This window comes from Nocardia iowensis, from assembly GCF_019222765.1.
Classification (GTDB): domain Bacteria; phylum Actinomycetota; class Actinomycetes; order Mycobacteriales; family Mycobacteriaceae; genus Nocardia; species Nocardia iowensis.
Genome location: NZ_CP078145.1, coordinates 7052396 through 7073870, shown reverse-complemented (window position 1 = coordinate 7073870; position 21475 = coordinate 7052396). Strand labels below are relative to the sequence as shown.

At 66.9% G+C, this 21475-nt stretch carries 18 protein-coding genes; 8 read left to right on the top strand and 10 right to left on the bottom strand.

What is annotated here, in order from left to right; translation table 11 throughout:
* Positions 1-5 precede the first annotated feature (5 nt).
* From KV110_RS32480 to KV110_RS32470, 3 genes are all read right to left on the bottom strand, one after another.
* Positions 6-692, bottom strand: a complete 687-nt coding sequence (locus KV110_RS32480) for an alpha/beta fold hydrolase (RefSeq protein ID WP_218470980.1) — start codon at positions 690-692, stop codon at positions 6-8.
* Positions 693-741: 49 nt separating this feature from the next.
* Positions 742-1845: an FAD-dependent monooxygenase gene (locus tag KV110_RS32475; protein ID WP_218470979.1), complete on the bottom strand. Its 1104-nt coding sequence runs from the start codon at positions 1843-1845 to the stop codon at positions 742-744.
* Between the two features lie 121 nt (positions 1846-1966).
* Complete coding sequence (locus KV110_RS32470) at positions 1967-2596, bottom strand: LysE family translocator (RefSeq protein WP_218470978.1); 630 nt, start codon at positions 2594-2596, stop codon at positions 1967-1969.
* Between the two features lie 195 nt (positions 2597-2791).
* Between KV110_RS32470 and KV110_RS32465 the strand changes: the two genes are divergently transcribed.
* Together KV110_RS32465 and KV110_RS32460 are read left to right on the top strand one after the other, a co-directional pair.
* Positions 2792-5479: an ATP-binding protein gene (locus tag KV110_RS32465; RefSeq protein ID WP_218470977.1), complete on the top strand. Its 2688-nt coding sequence runs from the start codon at positions 2792-2794 to the stop codon at positions 5477-5479.
* Between the two features lie 102 nt (positions 5480-5581).
* Positions 5582-5923: a MoaF-related domain-containing protein gene (locus tag KV110_RS32460; protein WP_218470976.1), complete on the top strand. Its 342-nt coding sequence runs from the start codon at positions 5582-5584 to the stop codon at positions 5921-5923.
* Here KV110_RS32460 and KV110_RS32455 read toward each other — a convergent pair.
* Both KV110_RS32455 and KV110_RS32450 read right to left on the bottom strand, forming a co-directional pair.
* A complete protein-coding gene (locus tag KV110_RS32455; protein WP_218470975.1) occupies positions 5920-6720 on the bottom strand; it encodes an AfsR/SARP family transcriptional regulator in 801 nt (266 codons plus the stop codon). The two genes, KV110_RS32460 and KV110_RS32455, sit on opposite strands and share 4 nt — an antisense overlap.
* Before the next feature lie 96 nt (positions 6721-6816).
* A complete protein-coding gene (locus tag KV110_RS32450) occupies positions 6817-9606 on the bottom strand; it encodes an ATP-binding protein (protein WP_218470974.1) in 2790 nt (929 codons plus the stop codon).
* 117 nt (positions 9607-9723) lie between these two features.
* Here KV110_RS32450 and KV110_RS32445 point away from each other — a divergent pair, with 117 nt between their 5' ends.
* The 6 genes from KV110_RS32445 (at position 9724) to KV110_RS32420 (ending at position 15610) form a co-directional block, all read left to right on the top strand.
* Positions 9724-10548 carry an alpha/beta fold hydrolase gene (locus tag KV110_RS32445; RefSeq protein WP_218470973.1) on the top strand — a complete coding sequence of 275 codons (825 nt, stop codon included), beginning with the start codon at positions 9724-9726 and terminating at the stop codon, positions 10546-10548.
* Between the two features lie 51 nt (positions 10549-10599).
* Entirely contained in the window at positions 10600-11394 is a 795-nt protein-coding gene (locus KV110_RS32440) for an alpha/beta fold hydrolase (RefSeq protein WP_218470972.1), read from the top strand.
* 146 nt (positions 11395-11540) lie between these two features.
* On the top strand, positions 11541-13004 hold the full coding sequence (locus KV110_RS32435; protein ID WP_218470971.1) for an NAD(P)/FAD-dependent oxidoreductase: 1464 nt from the start codon (positions 11541-11543) through the stop codon (positions 13002-13004).
* Positions 13004-13873: an alpha/beta fold hydrolase gene (locus KV110_RS32430; RefSeq protein ID WP_218470970.1), complete on the top strand. Its 870-nt coding sequence runs from the start codon at positions 13004-13006 to the stop codon at positions 13871-13873. The genes KV110_RS32435 and KV110_RS32430 overlap by 1 nt, the downstream gene beginning before the upstream one ends.
* A 5-nt stretch (positions 13874-13878) precedes the next feature.
* On the top strand, positions 13879-14997 hold the full coding sequence (locus KV110_RS32425; RefSeq protein WP_218470969.1) for a glycosyltransferase: 1119 nt from the start codon (positions 13879-13881) through the stop codon (positions 14995-14997).
* A gap of 13 nt (positions 14998-15010) precedes the next feature.
* A complete protein-coding gene (locus tag KV110_RS32420; RefSeq protein ID WP_218470968.1) occupies positions 15011-15610 on the top strand; it encodes a hypothetical protein in 600 nt (199 codons plus the stop codon).
* A gap of 142 nt (positions 15611-15752) precedes the next feature.
* Here the strand turns inward: KV110_RS32420 and KV110_RS32415 are convergent, their stop codons facing one another.
* From KV110_RS32415 to KV110_RS32395, 5 genes are all read right to left on the bottom strand, one after another.
* A complete protein-coding gene (locus KV110_RS32415) occupies positions 15753-16649 on the bottom strand; it encodes an SAM-dependent methyltransferase (protein WP_218470967.1) in 897 nt (298 codons plus the stop codon).
* Positions 16650-16765: 116 nt separating this feature from the next.
* Positions 16766-17317, bottom strand: coding sequence for an FcoT family thioesterase (locus KV110_RS32410; RefSeq protein ID WP_218470966.1), 552 nt, complete (start codon positions 17315-17317; stop codon positions 16766-16768).
* 428 nt (positions 17318-17745) lie between these two features.
* Positions 17746-19359 carry a peptide ABC transporter substrate-binding protein gene (locus tag KV110_RS32405; RefSeq protein ID WP_218470965.1) on the bottom strand — a complete coding sequence of 538 codons (1614 nt, stop codon included), beginning with the start codon at positions 19357-19359 and terminating at the stop codon, positions 17746-17748.
* A 198-nt stretch (positions 19360-19557) separates the two neighbouring features.
* Positions 19558-20202: a DUF4097 family beta strand repeat-containing protein gene (locus KV110_RS32400; RefSeq protein ID WP_218470964.1), complete on the bottom strand. Its 645-nt coding sequence runs from the start codon at positions 20200-20202 to the stop codon at positions 19558-19560.
* An 80-nt stretch (positions 20203-20282) separates the two neighbouring features.
* Entirely contained in the window at positions 20283-21422 is a 1140-nt protein-coding gene (locus KV110_RS32395) for a serine hydrolase domain-containing protein (RefSeq protein WP_218470963.1), read from the bottom strand.
* Between the last annotated feature and the right edge of the window lie 53 nt (positions 21423-21475).

Here is a 21475-nt window from a genome sequence, read left to right as displayed (position 1 = left end):
CGGATTCACCAGGAAAGCCAAGGTCCGGGTGCGGGAAACAGCGACGTCCAGAAGTCTTGCAGCGCTTCGGCTGCTGCCGCCGGGTGCTCGGCCATCCACCAGTGGCCCGCGTCCGGCATCAGGTAGTGGTTCGCCGCGAGTTGCCGGGCGATTTCGGCTGCCGGTTGGTAGTCGTCGTAGGGGTCTTGCAGGGGGGTGATGACGAGTCCTGGCGCGGTGGAGCGCTTCAGGTCGGGCCCCCAGTCGCGGTAGGGATTGGGGGTGGCGGAACGGTAGAGATCGAGGATGGAGTTGCCCATGCGGGTGTCGATATCGGTCGCTTGCCGCATGAATTCCTCGCCGGCGCCGCTGGTCTGCCAGGTTTGGGCCAGCTCGTGCCAGCGGTAGTCCGGGTGCATGATGGAAGCTCCGTCGGCTACCCAACTGCGCAGCGGGACATCGTATTTGGTGACGATCCGGTACGTCAGCAGGGCGCCCCAGTCGTGGCCGACCAGGTCGATGGGGCCGGAAATTCGGTGCAGCTCGGCGGCCAACCAGTCCGCGTACGCGTCCTTGGTGGCGGCGAACGATTCCGGTCTGGCGCTCGCGAAGCCGGGCAGCGACAGTGCCATGCTGTCGCCGTCGAGGTGGGCGCGCAGGCTGTCCCAGAGGGCGGCGGTTTCCGGGACGCCGTGGACGAAGACGACAGTCATTCGGGTTCCTCTTTCGAAAGATGCTGAGTAGCAAACAGTTCGGTGTTGCTCACGGCTGAGCGCGGAGCAGTCCGTAGTCGCGCGCGTAGATCCGGGAGGCGGCCAGTCGCAGCACCATGTTCCGAATGGCCGGGGCCATGCCCCTGGTGCTGTCGCGCCGCCGCGCCCGCGCCTGCACCCACTGGGTGCGCGGGAGCCGCCGCCGCCGATACTGCTCCAGCCGCTGCTCGACTTCGCCGCTCCCGCAGAGTGTTTCGGCCAGCATGAGGGCGTCCTCGACCGACATCGCCACGCCCTGAGCCATATTGGGTGAACTCGCGTGTGCGGCGTCACCGATGAGGATGACGCGATGAGTCCGCCAGGTCGGGTCGGTGACTTCCTCGATGACGGAGATGTAGGCCTCGGCGGCCTCCGGTGCCGCGAGCAGGTCGCGGACCTGGTGGTCGAAGTGGGAAAAATGGTTGGGCAGTGGTGTTCCGGCCGCAGCCGGTTCGGACCTCGACAGATCGGCATAGCAGTACAGCCGATCCTTGCCGACCGGCACCGCGAGAAACGTCGTCCCGCGCCCGAGCCACACCGTCCAGCTGTCGATACCCGCGGTGTTGCCGGTGACGAACCGCCAGCAGATCTGACCCGCATAGCGCACCTCAGCATCCGGATTCACGATGTGGCGCAACTCGGAGTGCACCCCGTCGGCCCCGACCACGACGTCGTAGTGCCCGCTGCTCCCGTCGCTGAACGACACCTCCACACCGGATTCGGACTCGGTCAACGCGCGCACGGTGACACCCGACTGGATGGACAGGCCCAGATTGTCGACGAGCGCCGACCGTAACCGGTCATGAGTAATGCCCACGGCCTGCCCCACGCCCTGCCACAGATCGGCCATGTCGATGTCGGCGAGTTTGCGACCCCGCTGGTCCAGTAGTCGCTGCCTGCGGATCGGCGCGGCGTCCGCGTCCAGCGCGGCGCCGAGGCCGAGTTCCGTCAGTGCCCGAACGGCATTGCCCGGCAAGAAGAGCCCGGCCCCGGCCGGGCTCTGCGTCCGTCGCTCGACAATGTCGACCGACAAACCGCGACGATCCAGCGCAGTGGCGGCAGCGATCCCCGCGACCCCCGCGCCGACGACGAGAACGCTGAGCGAATTCGACAAGTTGGCCTCCTCGTGGCGCCTGACCAGCTCACTCCGAGCCGGTACGCCATCCACTGTCCGGCGCGGCACAGCTCATTCACCAGACCAGAAACTGCCCACTTCGGGTCAGTGAACTCGCCAGTCAGGCATCGTCCGCGGCGAGCAGTCCGGCCAGGCCGAGGAAGCACACTCCGGTACCGAAATCGATTTGGCGCGAGGTCCGGGCCGAGATGCCGGTCGCACCGATCAGACCGCCCACGATGACATAGCCGACGCCCACCACGAGCTCGATGCCCAGGTAAGCCGCACCGAGCAGCGCGATCTGGGTGCCGAGCCCGCCCGCCGACGCCGCGGCGAACTGGGGTAGCAGCGCGGCGAAGAGGAGCAGCGCCTTCGGGTTGCTGATCCCGACGGCGAATTCGTTCCCGACGATCCGCCACCGGACCGTGCTCGCGGACGGCATCGGCGCCTCGGCAGCCGCCGGTCGCCATGCCCGCCGTAAGGCCTGCACGCCGATCCAGGCGAGATAGGCCACACCGGCCCACTTGATCACAGTGAGCGCGGTCACCGAGGCCGCGAGCGTCGCGCCGAGGCCGGCCACCACCAGCGCGACCAGCACGACGAAGGCGGCGAGCCGTCCGCCCACGCCGGCCAAGGCATAGGGAATGCCGTGGCGCACAGCATTGTTCAGGCCGAGGATCTGGCTGGCTCCTGGGATGAGTGAGACGAGTAGCGCGGCCGGGAAGAATCCGACCCAGTTGATCGCGTGCATAGTGGTGCTCCGTTCCGAAGGTGTGCGGCCGGAGGAACGTACGGGACCGGACATCATCCCGGTATCAGTCAGATGACTCCGACAGGCAGATCGCGGGCGAATTCGGTTAAGGTCCACTGTCGATACGGTCGAAACGGCTAATTTGGGATGCTTCCCACTGTGTGTCGATAGACAGATGCGGAGAGGGTGAGGCACATGCTGGTCGGTCGCGACCGGGAACTGTCGCTGATCGCCGATGCGCTGTCTCCGCACGCGGCGGGCCCCTCGCTGATCGCACTGCTTGGCGAGGCCGGGATCGGCAAGTCCGCGCTGCTGAGCGCCACCGCCGAGGCGGCCGTCGCGCGCGGCGCGCGGGTCCTGCGCGCCAGAGGCAGCGCCGCCGAGACCGACCTGGCCTACGCCGGTCTGCACCAGCTGCTCTACCCGCTCCTCGACCACGCCGACGCGCTGCCAACCCGGCAGCGGGCGGCGCTGCTCACCGCCTTCGGCTTCGGCGACGAGACGGCCGCACCCGACCGCATGATCTTCAATATGGCCGTGCTGACGCTGCTGTCGAACCTGGCCGAACAGCAGCCGCTGCTGCTGGTGCTGGACGACCTGCAATGGTTCGACCCGGTCAGTCGGGCGCTGCTGGCCTTCCTGATCCGCAGGCTGGAGGGCGAACCCATCGGGGTGGTGGCCGCCTGCCGGGGCGAGCGGCTGCCGGATGAGTTCGAGGACGCGCTGCCTTCGATCGTGCTCGGTCCGCTCGGGCCGGCCGAGTCACGGCAGGTGCTGGACCTGCTTCCCGATGCCCCGGACGGTGCGCTGCGGGAACAGGTGCTCGCCACCGCTGAAGGCAATCCGCTCGCCTTGCACGAACTGCCAAGGGCCATGCGCAACGCCGAGGTCTTCGCCCCGGCCATCCCCGTGACCGATCGGCTGATCGCCGCTTTCGCCGCCCAGCTCACCGCGCTCCCCGCGGACACCCAGCGCGCGCTGCTGGTGACCGCGACGGCGGGCACCACCGACCAGGATGTCGTCCTGGCTGTTCTCCCACCCGCCCGCGCCGAGGTCTGGCGGCCCGCGGAACAGGCCGGACTGGTCCGGCTGAGCCCCGGGCGAATCGAGTTCCGGCATCCCCTGATTCGCTCGGCGATCTACGGCGCCGCGCCCTGGTCGGTCCGCAGAAAGGTCCATCTCGAGCTGGCCGAGGCGCTGGCCGGCGACATCGTCCGACAGGCCTGGCACTTGGCGGCAGCCACTATCGAGCCGGATGAGGAAGTCGCGCAAATTATCGAGCAGGCCGCGATGCGGTCCTGGCATCGCGGCGCGCTGGCGGAGGGCGCCACCGGCCTGGTGCGTGCGGCTCAGCTCACGCCGGGCGTCCGGGACCACGGCCGCCGGCTGTTCCATGCCGCGATCGAGTTCTTCGCCGTCGGAATGGTTTCGCAGGCAAGGACACTCGTGGCCCGCGCGGGCGAACTCGTCGCGCTGAACGACGAATCGGCCGACGACGCCATGGCCCGTGCGTGGCGTTCGGTGGACGCGGCCCAGAGTTGCGAGCTGGATCGGGCCTACGACCTGCTCACTCCCGCCCTGGACAGCCCCGAGCTGTACGACGCGGGCACTTTGACCGTCCTCATCATGGCCGGGGAGATCAGCTATCTGTCCGGGCGCGCAGGACACCGCGCGCGAAGCCTTCGCGCCATGGCCGACATCGACTGGATCCCGGCGGAATACCGGCTGGATATGCTGGTGGCGGTCGATCCTTTCGGGTTCGCCGAGACCGCCCGCAAGAGTCTGCCCGACATGATGGCTTCGGAGCAGGAGCACACCGCGCTGAATTTTCATATCGCGCGGATCTGCATGCGGCTCGACGAGACCGCGACCGCTGTGCGCCTGCTCAATTCCGGCGCGAACCCGGAACGCCCGGACGCCCACCTCCTGCTCGGCGGGATCATGACCGCCTACCTCGGCGTCTCGTTGTTCTACACCGGCCGCTGGGACGAGGCCGAACGCGCCATCGCCAAGATCGACATAGGCGCGGAATCGCTGCCCGTCCAGTTCGTTCGGTTCACCCAGGCCGCTGTCGCTGCCCTGCGCGGCGAGACGGTCCATGCGTCGACCTTGGCCGCGGAGATCCTCGCCCGCATCCCGGATCCGGCGAGCACCGGTGAGGTGATCGTCAAGGCGTACTGGGTCGCGGGGATGGCGGCGACTACCGAAGGCGACTACCAGTCCGGTTTCGATTGGCTGCGAAAGGCATTCGATGCCGCGGGCGGGCCGCTGCATTACGGCGCATCCTGCTATTACGTCGCGGACCTGGCAGCGGCCGCGGCCAGAACAGGCCGGGTCGAGCAGGTCGGCGCCATTCTCGAACGGGCCGTCTCCGACACCGCGGCCGGCTCGTCGCCGCGGCTGCGAGCGATCTTCGACCGGGCGCGCGCCCTGCTCGCCACGGGTGCCGACGCCGAGCAGTATTTCCGAGCGGCACTGGGGGACGCGACGGGCGAGCAATGGCCGTTCGAACGGGCGCAGACCCAGCTGGAATTCGGCGAATGGCTGCGCCGGGCCCGCCGGATCGCCGAGGCCCGGCCGATGCTCAGCGACGCCCTGCGGATTTTCGAGCGATTGGGTGCCGCGCCATGGGCCGAACGGGCCCGCGCCGAATTGCGCGCGGCGGGATTGAATCCCAAACCCGTCAGCCAGGGCGCTGTGGCGGACCTGCCTTCGCGCACTCGGCAGATTGTCGAGCTCGCCGCGGCGGGTTATACCAACAAAGAGATCGGCGAACGTCTCTATCTGTCCCACCGTACGGTCGGCAGTCACCTGTATCAGGCCTTTCCGTTGCTCGGCGTTACCGCACGCTCCCAGCTCAGAGACGTTGTCGCGGAAGGCTAACCACCCCGGCTCCGGAACAGTCATGTGACGGATGCCCCGCGCCCGCGACCTCCCGCAGGATGGAGCGCACATCTGTACTCCACCGAGGAACGGGGTTCGTCGATGGCGCTGCGGATATTCGGTAGTCGCTTCCTTGCCTACATGGATGACTACGTCGCCACGCTGCGCTACGAGTCCGAGACCCGTTTGACGATCACGGTGCTGGAGGGAGCCGACGCGGGCCATTGCGAAACCGTCGAGATCGCCATGGTGGAGCTGCGTCCGGGCTTGTTCTTCAACACCTGGCGGGAGCGCGGCGGCACTGTGATCGCGCAGATCGCCGATTTCGCCAACGGCGTGGTGCGCGCGGTGGCGGTGTCGGTCGAGGGTGACGCGGTGATCCTCTCCGGGACGTTACGGCTGTTAGGTGTTGCGGCCGACGAGCAGTGGCCGAACGGTCGCTAGGAAGCGCAGATCTCGCAGCGTCGTGGCGCGACCTCATCGGTGAGTATTCGATGGTGCAGCGCGGTCAGCGCAGCACCCGGCTCCAGGCCGAGATCCGCCACGAGTTGTCGCCTGGCGTCGAGGTAGACAGTCAATGCCTCGGTGCGACGACCGCTTTCGTGTAGCGCCGTCATCATCAGCGCAGTCAGCCGTTCGCAGTGTGGATCGGCGATCCGCAACGATTCCACCTCCGTGATCGCACGGTCGTGTTCTCCTGTCGCCGAGGCGATTTCGATCGATAACTCCTGCAGCGTCCGGCGCAGCCGCCGTAGCCTCGCCCGTTCGGCCGCCGCCCACGGCCCGGGCGCCCCGGACAACGGATCGCCGCGCCACAGTGCCAGTGCGGCAAGAACGTCCCGGTCCGCGGCATCGAGATGTCCTGCGGCGCGTGCCATTTCCGCCGTGACCCGAAGCCGCTCGGCGGCATCGGCATCGGTATCGACGGGCAGCGCCAGGCGATAGCCGCCGCGAACCGATACGAGAGCATCGGTGCTGTCGTCCTGATGAACGGATAACTGCCGTCGCACCGACCACACGAAATTGCGAATGGTCGCGACCGCCGAATCAGGACTGTCGTCGATACCCCACAGGCCATCGATCAGCTCGTCGATCGACACCACCCGGCCGGCGCCCCGGGCCAGCATCGCCAGCAGCATTTGCGGCTTCTGCTGCTGGATCGCCACCGGATCCGCGCCGAACCACACCTCCACGGGTCCGAGCATCGAAAGCCGCAACAACGTCATCTCCGTGTTCGACACCGCCTCGTACTCCTCACTTGGGTAGGAGCCCATGATCACGGCGAAAGCTGCTCATTTGCCAGCCCATTCAACTGTCCAGCAGTGCTCGAATCGGTGTCAGGCGGCGACACTCTCCAGGGCCGCGGCCAATTCGACCCGGCCGGTGATGCCAAGACGGGGGAAGATCCGATACAGGTGCGAGCCGACAGTGCGGTGCGAAAGGTAGAGCTTCTCGGCGATCTGGCGGTTGGTGAGTCCTTCGGCGGCGAGCGTGGCGATCTGGAGTTCCTGTGGGGTGAGCTGGTCGCGGGCGTTCGCGGCGCGCCGGGTGCTTGCCTCGCCCGCGGCGCGCAATTCGATGCGCGCGGACTCGGCCCATGGGGCGGCACCCAGGGCGTCGAAGCTGTCGCGGGCGGCGCGCAGGGGTTCACGGGCTTCGGCCATGCGGCGCTGGCGGCGCAGGCGGCGGCCGTGGTGTAACTGCAGCCGGGCCCGGTAGAGCGGCCAGCTGCCGACGTGGCTGGTGAGCGCGGCGGCGTAGCCGGCGTCCGCGTCGTCGTCGGCGGCGAGGACCGCGCGACTGTATTCGTCGACGACCAGCAGCATGGGCGCCGGTAGCCGGGTCGCCAGTGCGGGCAGGTCGGCCAGCAATTGCCTTGCCTCGTCGACCTTTTCGGCCGCGACGGCGGCATCGGCGAGTTCGGCCGCGATCCACCAGCGCCGCATCGGATGGCTGACCGGGTCGGCCGGGTCGTAGACCCGCCGCAGTGTCGCGAAGGCGTCTTCGGCGCGGCCCGCGAGCAGCTGGATCATGCCGCGGGTTTGCTGAGCCGTCACCTGGATGCAGCGCATGCCGACCGCCATCGGGCTGGCGTGAATCTCGCGCAGCTGATCCTCGGCGAGTTCGGTTTCCCCGCGCAGGGCGGCGATCATGGCCAGGTTGGTGCGTCCAGCCACGCCGTAGAACTCCTCGCCGGTCTCGGCGGCGAAGGCCAGGGATTCCTCGGTTTCGGCGCGCACCGTATCCCATTCGCCGAGCCAGATGCGGCTCCAGTTGCCCGCCCCCAGAATGCCAGCGAGCAGGCCGAGCCGCCCCTGATTGCGGCCGATTCCGGCGGCGGCGTCGATGTAGGCGGAGCCGCGCCTGAGGTCGCCGAGGAACAGCGCGGCGTAGCCGAGGTAGCGCATGGCGTCGGCGTCGGAGCGGTCCGGTGTCAGCCGGGCGAGTTGATCGAGCACCGCGGGACCGCGATCCCACGGCACCGTGTACGCCTCGATGGCGAGGCGGCGTGGATCTGGCACGGGCAGGTCGAGGAGATCGAGTTGCTCGGCGATCGCTGTCCGGGCCGGCGTGGCGGCGTCCTGGAAGAAGCAGCGGGAAGCGGCCCGCCACAACAGCTCCGCCGCGAGATCGGAATTGCCCGCCTGGTGTGCGTCCCCGGCGATGTCGACCAGTTCGAGTATCCGGTTCTCCGGATCGTAATGGCCGAAGGCGATGACTTCCTGGACAGTCGCGAGCCGGGCGCGATCGATGGGCCCGAGTGCGCTCGGGTTGGCGCGGTCCACGAGGTCCTGTGCTTCCCGGCGGGCACCGATCTCGCTGGCCAGTTCGGCCGCGCCGAGCAGCAGCGTGGTGGTGCGATCGGGGCGTTCGGCGAGTTCGGCCGCGCGGTGCAGCGCGTTGACAGCGGTCATGATCGCGCCGCGGCGGCGGGACCGTTCGGCGAATTCCGCCAGCTCCGCGGCCAGGCTGTCGTCGGTGCCGAGGGTCGCGGCGGCGCGATGCCAGAGTTGCCTGTCCGGGAAATCCGCGAGCTCCGCGGCCAGGCAGGAGTGTGCGCCAAGCCGCTGGGTCAGCGGTGCGCGCGCGTAGATGGCGGTGCGCATCATCGGATGCCGGAATCGCACTCCCGCGCCGGACAATTCGACCAGGCCGATGTCGAGGGCAGCTTGCAGATGGTCGGCGGTTACCGGCGCGCCGGCGAGTTCGGTTGCCGCGGACAGCAACCGGCGCAGCTCGCAGCCGACGTCGGCGGCGAGCACGACGAGCAGCGTGCGCGCGGCCGGGCAGAGTTCGGCGGACCGGGCCGCGAACGCGGCCTCCAGCCGAGCGGTGAGTGGGAACTCCTCGGCCACTCGGTCGGTGCCGCTGTGCCGCAGGGCGCGGGGAAGTTCGGTCAGCGCCAAGGGATTTCCGGCTGCTTGCGCGAGTAGCCGCCGGCGCGCGGTGGTCGTCAGCGTCGGCGCTTGGGCTTGGAGCAGTTCGGCGGCGGCGTCCTCGGGGAGCGGTTCGACCACCAGATCCGGCAGTCCGGCCCGGTCCGCCGGATCGCCCTGGTCGGCGCGGGTGGCGGCCAGTACGAGGACCGGGTCCTTGCCGATGCGGCGGGCCAGGAAGCTCAGCGCGTCGGTGCTGGCCGGGTCGAGCCAGTGCAGATCGTCGATGATCAGCACGATCGGCTGCCGCGCCGCCGCCTCACCGATCAGCTGCAAGGCCGCCAGCGCCACACTGAACAGATCCGGGCCGCCCTCCTCCTGCCCGAACGCCGCGCGCAGCGTGCGCTGTTGTACCAGTGGAAGTTTCACGGCTTCGGGCAGCAGGGGATGCAGCAGCTGATGCAGCGCGGCAAAACACAAACCGGCTTCGTTCTCCACGCCGACCGCCGACAGGACCGTCAGGTTCCGTTCCAGCGCGGCGTCCCGGACCGCCGCCAGCAGCGCCGACTTACCGATACCGGCCGCACCGCGCAACACCAGCGCCGACCCGTTTCCGTCCGCCGCACGGTCGAGCAGTTCGCACAGCGCCGCCAGGTATTGCTCGCGTCCGACCAGACCACGACCGCCGGCGGGCGTGGTCGCCAGCACGTCACTGGTGAAGAACGCCGGTGCCGCAATCTCGCTTCCCATCCCCGAAGCCTGGCAGAACCACCGCGGTTCGACAACGCGACTCAGTCATCGACTCAGTCGCCGATGCAGTCGTTCGACGGATTCGGCAAGGGTGCCCCACTTCGTAATTTCATAGCCATGACATCGACATTTACCACCACAGACGGCGCCGAGATCTTCTTCAAGGACTGGGGCACCGGACAGCCGATCATCTTCAGCCACGGCTGGCCGCTCAACGCCGACGCCTGGGACGACCAGGCCCGCCTGGTCGCCGAGCACGGTTACCGCGCGATTGCCCATGACCGCCGCGGCCACGGCCGATCCACCCAAACCTGGGACGGCAACCACATGGACCGCTACGCCGACGATCTGGCCGAGTTGATCGAGACGCTCGATCTGCGCGACGCCGTGCTCGTCGGACATTCCACCGGCGGCGGCGAGGTCGCCCGCTACCTCGGCAGGCATGGCAGCGGCCGGGTCGCCAAGGCGGTGCTGCTGGGTGCCGTGCCGCCGGTCATGGTCAAGTCGGAGACCAATCCCGAGGGCACCCCGATGGCGGTGTTCGACGGCATCCGCAACGGCGTCGCCACCGATCGCTCGCAGTTCTACTGGGATCTGAGCGAAACCTTCTACGGCTTCAACCGGTCCGGTGCGGTCGTCTCGGAAGGGATGCGCCGCGCGTTCTGGCGGCTGAGCATGCAGGCCGGCGTCCGCGCCGCCTACGAATGCATCACCCAGTTCTCCGAGACCGACTTCACCGAGGATCTGCGGCGCATCGACGTACCGGTGCTGGTCGCCCACGGCGACGACGACCAGATCGTCCCGCTGCACGACTCGGCGGTGAAATCCGCTGAGCTGATCAAGAACTCGACCCTGCGCGTCTACCCCGGCGGCGCGCACGGCCTGCACGGCGAATTCCGGGCCGCCTTTGAAGCGGACCTGCTCGAGTTCCTGAAGAACTGACGCCCAACCCCCATTTATCACGAAATACCCTGCACAGCAAAGGAATCCGTCATGCGAATCACCAACTCCGCCAAGATCGCCGCCGCCGCCGTTGGCCTGAGCGCGGCCCTCGCCGGCTCCGGCTGCGCCTCCGCCGAACCCACCCCGGTGCAGCCGACCATCGTCCTGGTCCACGGCGCGTTCGCCGAATCCGCCAGCTGGAACGGCGTCATCGACCGGCTGAACCAGCAGGGCCTGGCCAATATCGCGGTGGGCAATCCGCTGCGCAGCGTCCAGGGGGACGCCGACGCTGTCCGCGGTGTGGTCGCCGCCATCAACGGGCCGGTCGTGCTGGTCGGGCATTCCTATGGCGGACAGGTCATTTCGCAGATCAACGACCCCAAGGTCAAGGGTCTGGTCTACGTGGCCGCCTTCGCCCCTGAGGAGGGCGAGACCATCGGTGAGCTGTCCGGCAAGTTCCCGGGCAGCACCCTCGGCGAAACCCTGAACAAGGTCACCCTCGCCGACGGCAGCACCGACCTCTACATCCTGCCCGAGAAGTACCAGAAGCAGTTCGCCGCCGACGTGCCCGACGCGCAGGCCACCCTCGATGCCCGCACCCAGCGCCCGCTCAACGACCGCGCGCTCAACGGCAAATCCGGTGCGCCCAGCTGGAAGACCCTGCCGTCCTGGTTCGTCTACCCCGATGCCGACTACAACATCCCGGTCGCCGCGCACCGGTTCATGGCCGAACGCGCCAAGGCCCGCGCGACCGTGGAGATCCCGGGCGCCTCGCACGCGCTCACGGTCTCGCAGCCCGACGCCGTGGCGAAGGTCATCGTCGACGCCGCTGGCGCCGTTTCCTGATCACCGATGCCGATGCGGTGCCGCGTGCATGGGCACGCGGCACCGCCGGACATCAGCGCGAATGAGCAGTTTCCGGTCTGGGAACTGAGCGCCGGTCCAGCCGAGAGTTACCCCAGACCTGCTCCGAAGAGTCGAAAGGATCCATCATGCGAACCACCGAGGAAGGCCGGCCGATGCACGTGGTAGTGCTCGGCGGCGGCCCTACCGGCCTGACCGCGGCCATGCTGCTGGCCGGTGAAGGTCATCGAGTCACCTTGCTGGACAAGGATTCCGGTGGGTCCGGCACCGATGCCGAACAGGCCTGGGACCAGTGGCGGCGACCGGGTGTCAACCAGTTCCGGCATCCGCACATCATGCTGCCCGGGGGGTATCAGCTGCTCTCGACCGAACTGCCGGACGCCATCACCGAGCTGCGGGCGCTGGGCGCGCGGACCCACAACATGCTCGATGGCGCCTTCGATTTGGCGGCGATCGGCGGCCGCAAACCCGGCGACGAACGGTTCGATACGCTTGCCGCCCGTCGGCCCGTCATCGAGCAGGGACTCGGCAATGCCGCCGTGCGGGCCGGGGTTACCGTGCGCCGGGACACCACGGCCGCCGGATTCGTGACCGACGGTGCGGCGGACTCCGGGATCCCGCACATCACCGGCGTGCGGACCGCGCAGGGCGAGCAGATCCACGCCGACCTGGTCGTCGACGCCCTTGGCCGCAATTCTCCCGCGAGCAAGATGCTGGCCGACATCGGCGCGGCCGCCCCGGTATTGGACAAGCACGAGACCGGGTTCTTGGCCTACAGCCGCTACTTCCGCTCCGCCGACGGATCCTATCCGGAACAGGCAGCGTGGCCGCTGGAACACCACGACAGTCTGGGGTTGACCACCGTGCCAGGCGATGCGGGCACCTGGGCCCTGGCCCTGTTCGTCTCGGCCAAGGACCGTGCCATGCGGGCATTGAGCGATCCGGCGGTCTGGCAGCGGGTCGCGGCGCTGTATCCCGGTATGGCGCACTGGGCTTCGCACGGCGAGCCGATCACCGGGGTGCTGGCGATGTCCGGTATGGAGGCCCGGCATCGGAGTTTCGTCGTCGACGGCAAGCCGGTGGCGACCGGGCTGCTCAGCATCGGAGACGCTTGGGCGACAACCAATCCCACTTTCGGGTTCGGCCTCACCATGGGTATGTTCCACGGCCTATTGCTGCGAGATGTGTTGCGCGAGGTCGGCATCGGCGATCGGGAGAAGCTCGCACTCCGGTTCGACGAGATCACCAACGCCACACTCGGACCCACCCAGCAGGCCTCGGCCGCCTGGGATCTGCATCGACTCGCGCAGATCGACCTCGAAATCGACGCCATCCCCTATCGAGACGGCATCACCTATCGGACCGACGATGAGGACTGGAACCTGCGGCAGGCGCTGGAGGCCGCGAAGCTGTGGGATCCCGACGTACTGCGGGCCTTCGGCGATGTCGGTTCGGGACTGAGCAGCTCCGAGGAAGCGCTCGGGCGACCCGGCGTGCTCGATCGAATCAAGGAGCTCGGCAGCGGTGCTGTCGGCTATCCCGAGCCCGGCCCGTCCCGTGCCGAGCTGCTCACCGTGATCGGAGCGAAGTAATGCGTATCGAAACCAATGGCATCGAACTGCAGGTACAGGTCAGCGGGTCCGGCCCGGATGTGCTGCTGGTGCACGGTTATCCGGACACCCACGCCGTGTGGCGCTACCAGGTGCCGGTGTTGAATGCCGCCGGCTATCGCACGATCGCGCCTGATCTGCGTGGCTTCGGGGCCTCGGACAAACCCACGGAACTGGCGCAGTACGAGCTCGCCGAGTACGTCGCCGATCTGGTGGGCGTGCTGGACGACCTCGACGTGCAGCACGCCCACGTCATCGGACACGACTGGGGCGCCTCGCTGTCGGTGCTGCTCGCCGGGCTGCACCCCGAGCGGGTCGACAGCCTTACCACGCTGTCGGTCGGAACTCCGGCGGCGGTCGTTGACGCGGGCCTGCCGCAACGCGAGAAGTCCTGGTACTTCCTGCTGTTCCAGTCCTTGGGCATCGCCGAGCGCTGGCTCTCGCAAGACGATTTCGCCAACACCCGGCAATGGCTCGCCAGCCATCCGGACCTGCTCGAGGTCATCGAACGGATGCGTGACCCACGGGCGCTCAGCACCAGCCTGGGGCTGTACCGCACCGGAGCCGGACCGGAGTTCCTCGTCGACCCGCCCGTCCTACCACCGGTGCTCGCACCGATGATGGGCGTGTGGAGCAGCGACGACGCGTTCCTCACCGAGCAATCGATGCTCGGCAACGAGAAGTACGTCAAAGGGTCGTGGCGATATGAACGTCTCGACGGCATCGGCCACTGGATGCAACTCGAGGCACCGAACCAAGTCAACGAACTGCTACTGGACTTCTTGCCGGAACCGAACCCTGCCTCGGGTGATCGAGCGTCGTCGCTGTCGACGTCGGCGACGACGCAGTGATGCACATGCGAATTCTGTTCTCCAGCACGCCCGCTCATGGTCATTTGCTGCCACTGGTCCCGCTGGAAAGAGCGGCCCGTCGGGCCGGGCACGTCACCGCCTTTCTGACCCACGGATCCGTCGCCGACGTCGTCGCTCCCGCCGAGGTGCTCTCGGCGGGTGCGACGCTGGGGGAGGCCCTAGCCGAAGTGCACCGCCGTATCGGGGCCGATGCCAGTACCGATATGAGTCCGGCGACGGTGGCCGAGTTCTTCGGCGGTGTACGGATCGACCTGGGAGCCGACGAATCTCTGAGCGCCGCCGCGGCTTTCGCTCCTGACCTGGTGATCGCGGAGGCCGCCGATTTCCTCGGCCCGCTCGTCGCGTCGAGTCTCGGCGTGCCGTGGGTTTCGCACGGGGTGGGCATCGCCATCGACGCGGCGCTCGCGGACGCCGTGATGGTGGCGGCCGCACAGCGCATGAAGGAACGCGATATCGAGCTGTCACCGCCGATCGCAGCGGTTGATCCCTGGCCGGACACGCTGCAACTCGAAACCTGGGAACCGTCGCGCGATCGCATCGACATCCGGCCGGAGGCGCCTGAGTACGAACATGATGTGCCGTGGACCGCGCCTTCCTTTCCTGGGCGGGCGGAATTGCCACGGGTCTTGGTGACACTCGGCACGATCGTCGACGAGCCGGGCACGCTCACCGCGATTATCGAGTCGCTCCTCGAGCAGGATGTGAATGTCGTTGTGGCCATGCACCCCGCGTCGGACCCGCGGGATCTCACCGTCGACGCGAGCCGGGTCCACGTGACGGGTTTCGTGCCCATGCGGTACCTGCTGGACGGGGTCGATGTGGTGGTCACCTCCGGAGGTGCGGGCACAGTGCTTTCGGTGTTGGGTGCGGCTGTGCCGATGGTCATCCTGCCGCTGGGACTGGACAAGCCGCTCAATGCCGAACGCGCGGCGGCGGTGGGAGCAGCAGCGGTAATCCACGATCCCCGCCAGGCAGGTGCTGCCGCTGTTCGAGTCCTGGGCACCCCGTCGTTCGCGGTGGCCGCGTCCGAGATGGCGGGCAGGATCGCCGCCATGAAGCCCGCCGACGAGGTTCTTGCCCTACTGCTCGACCGGATGGCCTGAGGAGATCCGAAACATGAAGACAATCAGTCGATTCCAGCGTTCCGCGCTCGTTGCGATCACGCTTGCCGGGCTGCTGAGCGCCTGCGACAGCAGCGCGGCGACGGAGACCTCGTCGACGACATCGCCGCCGGCCGCGCCGTCCCCGGCCGCCGTGCCTCTTACAACCGACGCTCGGCCGCCCACACCGGCGAAAACGCAGGGGTGGTTGCAGATCTTCGGCGGTACCGCCCCGGTCGGCGCGCTGCATGTCGTGCAACTCGCGGTGACCAGCGATCCCGGTATCGGACAGTATGTTTCAGACGGCGGCGGCCGGTCGCTGTACCGATTCGACAAGGACACCGCGATACCGCCGACGTCCACGTGCGCCGGTCAATGCGCCACGACGTGGCCGCCACTGACGGTCGCTCGCGGGCAATCGGTATTCGCGGCCGGGGTCGATCCGCAGCTCGTCGGATTCATCGAACGCGGCGACGGCAGTTGCCAAATCACCATCGGAGGCTGGCCCGTCTACTACTTCTCGAAGGACAAACAGCCTGGTGATCTGCTCGGCCAAGGCGTCGGCGGGACGTGGTTCGCGGTCACTCCGAATGGAGGTAAGGCTCTTCCGAAGTAAGCAGCACCGAACCGGGTCAACAACCTGATCCCGGACTTCCTGTCCACAACCACGCTCTAGCTGATCGGGTGCCGGGTGGTTGCGCCACCAACCTCCCGGCACCGAAAGCCCCTCCGAGAGTGCATGGGGAGTCGTGCCTGTCTCATAGGTTCTGGTTGTTCGGCCGGGGGAGTACGGCTGTCAGCAGCACGTGTTGTTCCAAAATTCGCCGGGTCTTGTCGGTGATCGCACGCGTGTGTCGATCCAAGATTCCGAGCAGGTTGCCGAGAGATACCACCCATCCCTGGTCGGTGAGCAGGGGGCCTGGATCGCTCTCGTCGGTGAACGTCAGTGTGCGCACGTCGCCGGCGCCGATCTTGTCCCAGATCCGCAACATTCGATCGGTCGGATCGGTGTTCACCGGCCAATCGTTCAGCGTGACCCGGCTGCCGGGAGCGCTGAGCGCGGTAACTTCGTGCAGTAGCGCCTTCTGGTCGTGCAACGGCAAGTACCGAAGCAGTCCCTCGATCAGCCACAGCGTCGGCTTCGACGGATCGAATCCGGCTCGCCGCAACGCGGCGGGCCATGCGTCGCGCAGATCGACCGCGACGGTTCGTCGTTCGCCGACCGGTTGTTTACCGTCCAACGCCTCGGCCTTGAATTCCAACACCCTGGGCAGGTCGACCTCGTACACCGTGGCTGCGGCCAGCGCTTTCAACCGGTAGGCGCGTGCGTCCAGGCCCGCGGCCAACAGGACGAACTGGCCGATCCCGGCCGCCGCCGCTTCTTCGATGACGTCGTCGAAGTAGCTGGTGCGCGCGGCGATCGCGGCGATCGAAGGCTCGTACTCGATGGCCGCCGCGGTATCCATCAGGCTCAAGTCGCCCTGCGCGACCGCGATCCACATCGGGTCCCCGGTGGCGACGAGGAACAATTCCGCGAATGGATCCTCGAACAACCGGTCGTCTCGGCAATGCTCGAGTGCCCTCGCCCCGGCCACCGCCAGGGCGGTCGCACCCACGCTCTCGGTCACTCCCCAGCTGTCACCCGTGCGTCGCATTCGTACCTCCCTATCCCGGCTGGTCGACACCGATCAGCAGCTGGTTCTGTAAAAATGGCTTGTCGCTCCAGTGACTTTCGGCCCGCAGGGCCGGATATTGCGGGATGGGCCGCGACCTAGGATTGGCCGGCTATTGTGTCCACAATGGCGAGCTTGACTGCGCCGCTGCAATTGCCGCCAGTTGCGTCACTGAAATGGCACTCGGTATCCAAGAATATCAACGGCACCCCCAGGCGCTTACTCTCCCGCTTGGAGATCTTCAGCAGTCGCACCTCACCCGAGAAATTGCGACCAGACATGGGCTGCCGGAAGCTGCTCTGAAAATCGCATATCAACATATTTGTCAACTGCGTTCGCCAATAGTCGGCCAGCGACCAGTGGTTCAGTTCCTCCAGCAGCTCGTCCTGTATTACCTTGGCCACCATGTAGTAACTCAGTTGGTTGAAACAGATGTTGAACTCCACTGAGTTGAAGTGGCCGGTATCATCGATATAACACGATTCTGGGATCTCGAAGTCTCCGGCGGCCACGACCAGCGCTTCGGAGTCATCGGGCGTCGTTACCTCACACGACATCAGATATCGGCAGTTCGCCCGGTAGGGTCGCAACGCATGCGTCAACAACGTCACGTCCGTAGTAGCTCGATAGGGTGGAATTTGCACGGTCATGTATTTCCAAACCTTTCGACGGTTGCGGAAGTCCCAGACATGCCGATCTCATCGCCGGAGTAACAGAATCCGCATGCGGCACCGAGCAGCGCCGGTATGGCGCAATCGCCTGTGCGACAAGCGAATTGCCAACGAAGCTCCCGAAAAATGTAGCACTGCTGTCCGGACCGGGCCAGCGGCGCCGACCGGTGCCCGTCCCGGCTACGAGCACCCCACGGATGGCCACTTCTCGCGAATTCGAGAGAATCGCGATAGCTTTGTTCGACTGCGGATTCTCCGCAGCCGTCCCGCACCGGCGCGGGACAATCAGCAAAACGGGCCACCGGCTAACCGATGGCCCGTTCGGGATGCTCACTCAACCCGCGTCGGCGTTGCCCGCCTTCCACTCCGGCCACGGGCTACTCCAGTCGCCGAGACGTCCACGTTGACTATTTTTCGACGCTCTCGTAAGCGAATAGGCCGTTCCAGGTCAGCTTCGCCTCTCGCACCTTGTCCGAATGTCCCGCGTTGTTGTTGTCGTTGAACACCGGAACGTCGGGCATGTCCTGGAACAGGATGGCCTGCGCCTTTGCGATGTGTGCGTAGGACTCCTCCGGTGTGGGCGCGGCCAGCGCGACGGCGATGAGCTTGTCGAATTCGGGGTTGACGTAGCCGATGTCGTTGCTTGCCGAATCGGACAGATACTGCGGGATCAGGAAGTTCAGCATCGTCGGATAGTCGCCCTGCCAGGCGTTACGGAACGCGGTGCGGATGGACTTGCTGGTGATCGCGTCGCGCAAAGGCTTGAACGTCGGATACGGCGTGCCGATCGCCTCGATGCCGAGGGTGTTCTTGACGCTGTTGGCGACCGCCTCGATCCAGGCCTGGTGGCCGCCGTCGGAGTTGTAGGCGATCTCGAGGCGACCCGTCCACGGCGCGATGGCGTTGGCCTGCTCCCACAGCTTCCGGGCCTCATCCGGGTTGTACGTCAGCAGTTCCACTCCGGGGAGATTGTCCTGGTAACCGGGCAGGCTGGCGGAGGTGAAGTCCCGCGCGGGGGCCTTGGTGCCGTGCCAGATGGTTTCGGCAATCTGCGGCCGGTTGATGGCCAGCGAGATCGCCTTGCGGCGTAGCACGCCTTCCGCGCCGCCGAAATGCGGTACGGTGGGCTGGAATCCGATGTGCTCGTATCGTGCGGTCTTCTTCTGGATGGCGCGGTCGCCGAGATCGTTTTTGAAGCTGGTCAACGCGTTGTCGGGGATGGTGTCGAGCAGGTCGAGGTTGCCGGCCAGCAGATCGGCGTAGGCGGTGTCGTAGGTCGCGTACATCACGAACCGCAACCCTTTGTTTTTCGCCGGACGCTTGCCGCGGTAATCCGGATTCGGCACAAGATCGATCTGCACGTTGTGCTGCCAGGCATCCGGACCGGCGAACTTGTACGGGCCGTTGCCGATCGGGCGCTCACCGAACGCCTTCATGTCCCGGTACGCCACCTCGGGCAGCGGCCGGAACGGCGTGAACCCCAGCGAGAGTTCGAAATCGATCGACGGACGGGTGAGATCGACCGTGAACGTGCGATCGTCGACCACCTTCAGCCCCGACATCGTCTGCGCCTTGGGCGGATCCACCGATACCTCGTCGTAGCCGACGATCGAGGCGAATATCCAGCTCTGCAATTGTGCATTGGTGCTCAGCGCACCGTAGTTCCACGCGTCGACGAACGACTTCGCCGTCACCGGGGAGCCGTCGGTGAACTTCCAGTCCGGCGCGAGGGTGATCCGATAATGCTGCCGATCGGTCGACTCGATCGACTGCGCCACCTCGTTGTGCGCCACGCCCTCGGTGTCGTAGTACTTCAGCCCGGCGAACAAGCGGTCGACCACGCGACCGCCCTGGTTCTCGTTGGTATTCGTCGGAACGAGAGGATGTTGCGGCTCACCGCCATTGACGGTGACCACGTCGTCCGCCGCATCACCTCCGTCGGACGTACAGGCCGTCAGGCTCAGTCCGATCGCGAATACGGCGGCCGCCAGTAACGCTGTCCATCTGGTGGATCTCAACATGCTCTCCGTCCTCGAGTGGCCGAGTCGAACCTGGCCCTCGTAATATCCTCGGACAGTAGCTATTTCGTGCGTCGTTGTCCTCGAAATCAGCACCCCGGGCCGCAGCGAAGCCGCAGGCGCAACCGCTGACGGGTGAGCCCCGGGATGCTGCCGCTGGTGCGGGCAGGTCCCGGGGTGGTGCCGTGGTGTCGGTGGGGGTCAGGCGGCCGTGCTGTGTCCGATGATGATGTTGCCGAACGAGTTACGCGCATACACGTGGACGGTTTCGGCGTCCTCCTGCGGCCGGTCGACCGGTGCCATTCGGTTCTGCACGGTGCCGACGGAGGTGTTTGTTTCCAGCCGCGCCGCGCTGCCCGGCCGGATACCGACCGCCAATTCGCCCATGGCTGTCTCCAGTCGGAGCACGCCGCGTGCTGCTTCGCCGATGCGGATGTCGCCCTTGGCGGCTTTGGCGGTCACCGAACCACGGGGGCGTTCGACGGTGATGTCGCCAGCCGCTATCTCCAGGTCGCACTCGCCGAGTTCGCCGGTGCCCAGCAATCGGCCCGCGCCGACGGTAGCTTTCAGACGGGAGTCGATGGGCACCTCAATGGTCACCTCGACCGACGGGTTGCCGCCGAAGGGTGTGTAGGTCCGCCATTCTTTGGGTGCTTTCACGGTCAGGGTGCCGGCGGCGAAATCGACCCGGGTATGGGTGGCGGCGCGCACGTCAGCCTTCTTGGCTGCGTCGGTCGGCCGGACCTCGACGACGGTGTCGGTACGGTTGGACGCGACGACCCGGACGTTGCCGGAGAGGACATCGACGGTGATGCTGATCGGTTCCGGGGTCTCGAATGTGGGCATGGCTGTACTCCTTCAGTGAAATGGTTTGTTGGAAATGAGCTGCGGGGGTCAACGGACCCCGCCGATGAGCCAGGGGGTGCTCAGCTGGTCGGCTCAGCCGCGGGCTGCCCGCCGCAGAAGACCTCTTCGATGAGCCGCTGCGTCGCCTTCTGGAACGTCACGGCCCCGGACAATTCGGCATCGTCCACATAGTTCAGCGAGGCGGTCAGTGTCCTACTGCCATCGGGCGTGCTGTACATCAGCGCCGCATGTCCGCCGTGGCCGCCGTTGTGCGAGATGACGGTGCCGCCGTCCGTCTGCACCACGAAAACGCCAAGGCCGTAATCCATGTTCGGGATTCCCGTCGGGTGCGGGGTGCACATCTCGGCCAGCAGCTGGGCAGGCAGGAGTTTGCCGCTCACCAGTGCGGAGATGAATGTGTGCAGGTCCGCGGTGGTCGAGATCATGTCACCGCCCGCGGCGATCCAGGAGGGGTTCTGGCTGGTGACGTCGACTGTCTTCTCCTGCCCGTCGGCCACGTACCGGTAGTAGGCGTGCGCGTGCGGCTCGGGGATCTCCGTCGAGATACCCGGCACGATGGTGCCCGACAGTCCGAGCGGCCCCAGGATCAGTCGCTGCGTCTCCTCGGCGGCCGAGCGGCCGGTGACCCGCTCGATCAGCAGCCGGGCCAGCACATAGTTGGTGTTGGAGTAGCTCCAGCCCGTGCCCGGCTCGAACCGGGCGGACTTGGACAGCGCGAACCGCACCAGTTCCTCAGGCTGGTAGGTCTTGAACCGGTTGTCCACCCACTCCTGACCGGACCAGGGGATTCCCGGCACGACCGTCCCGTCGGGGTAGACCTCGCCGGTGAAGTTGAATATTCCGCTGGTGTGCTGCAACAGCATCCGCACCGTGATCCGCTCGTCCAGCCCGAATTCGGGCAGGTAGTCGGCCACCGGGATGTCCAGCCCGATCTTGCCCTCGGCTACCAGCTGCAGAACCAGGGTGGCGGTGAAGGTCTTGGTGTTGCTGCCGATCCGGACATGTCCGTCGATCGGCGGCTCGGCGGTCTCGCCCAGCTTGCTCACCCCGGCGCTGCCGACCCACTCGCCCCGCTCATCGTGCACGCGCAGCGTCAGCCCGACCAAACCGGAATCGACGATCTCCTCGATGGCCTGCTGCAGCTCCGGGCGATCCGGCCCGGCGGACGTCGTGATCGCTTGTGCGGATTGGTTGTTCATGGTTCCTCGTCTCTGGTGTGGAGTTCGACGGGAACTACGATCGCCCGCTGTCC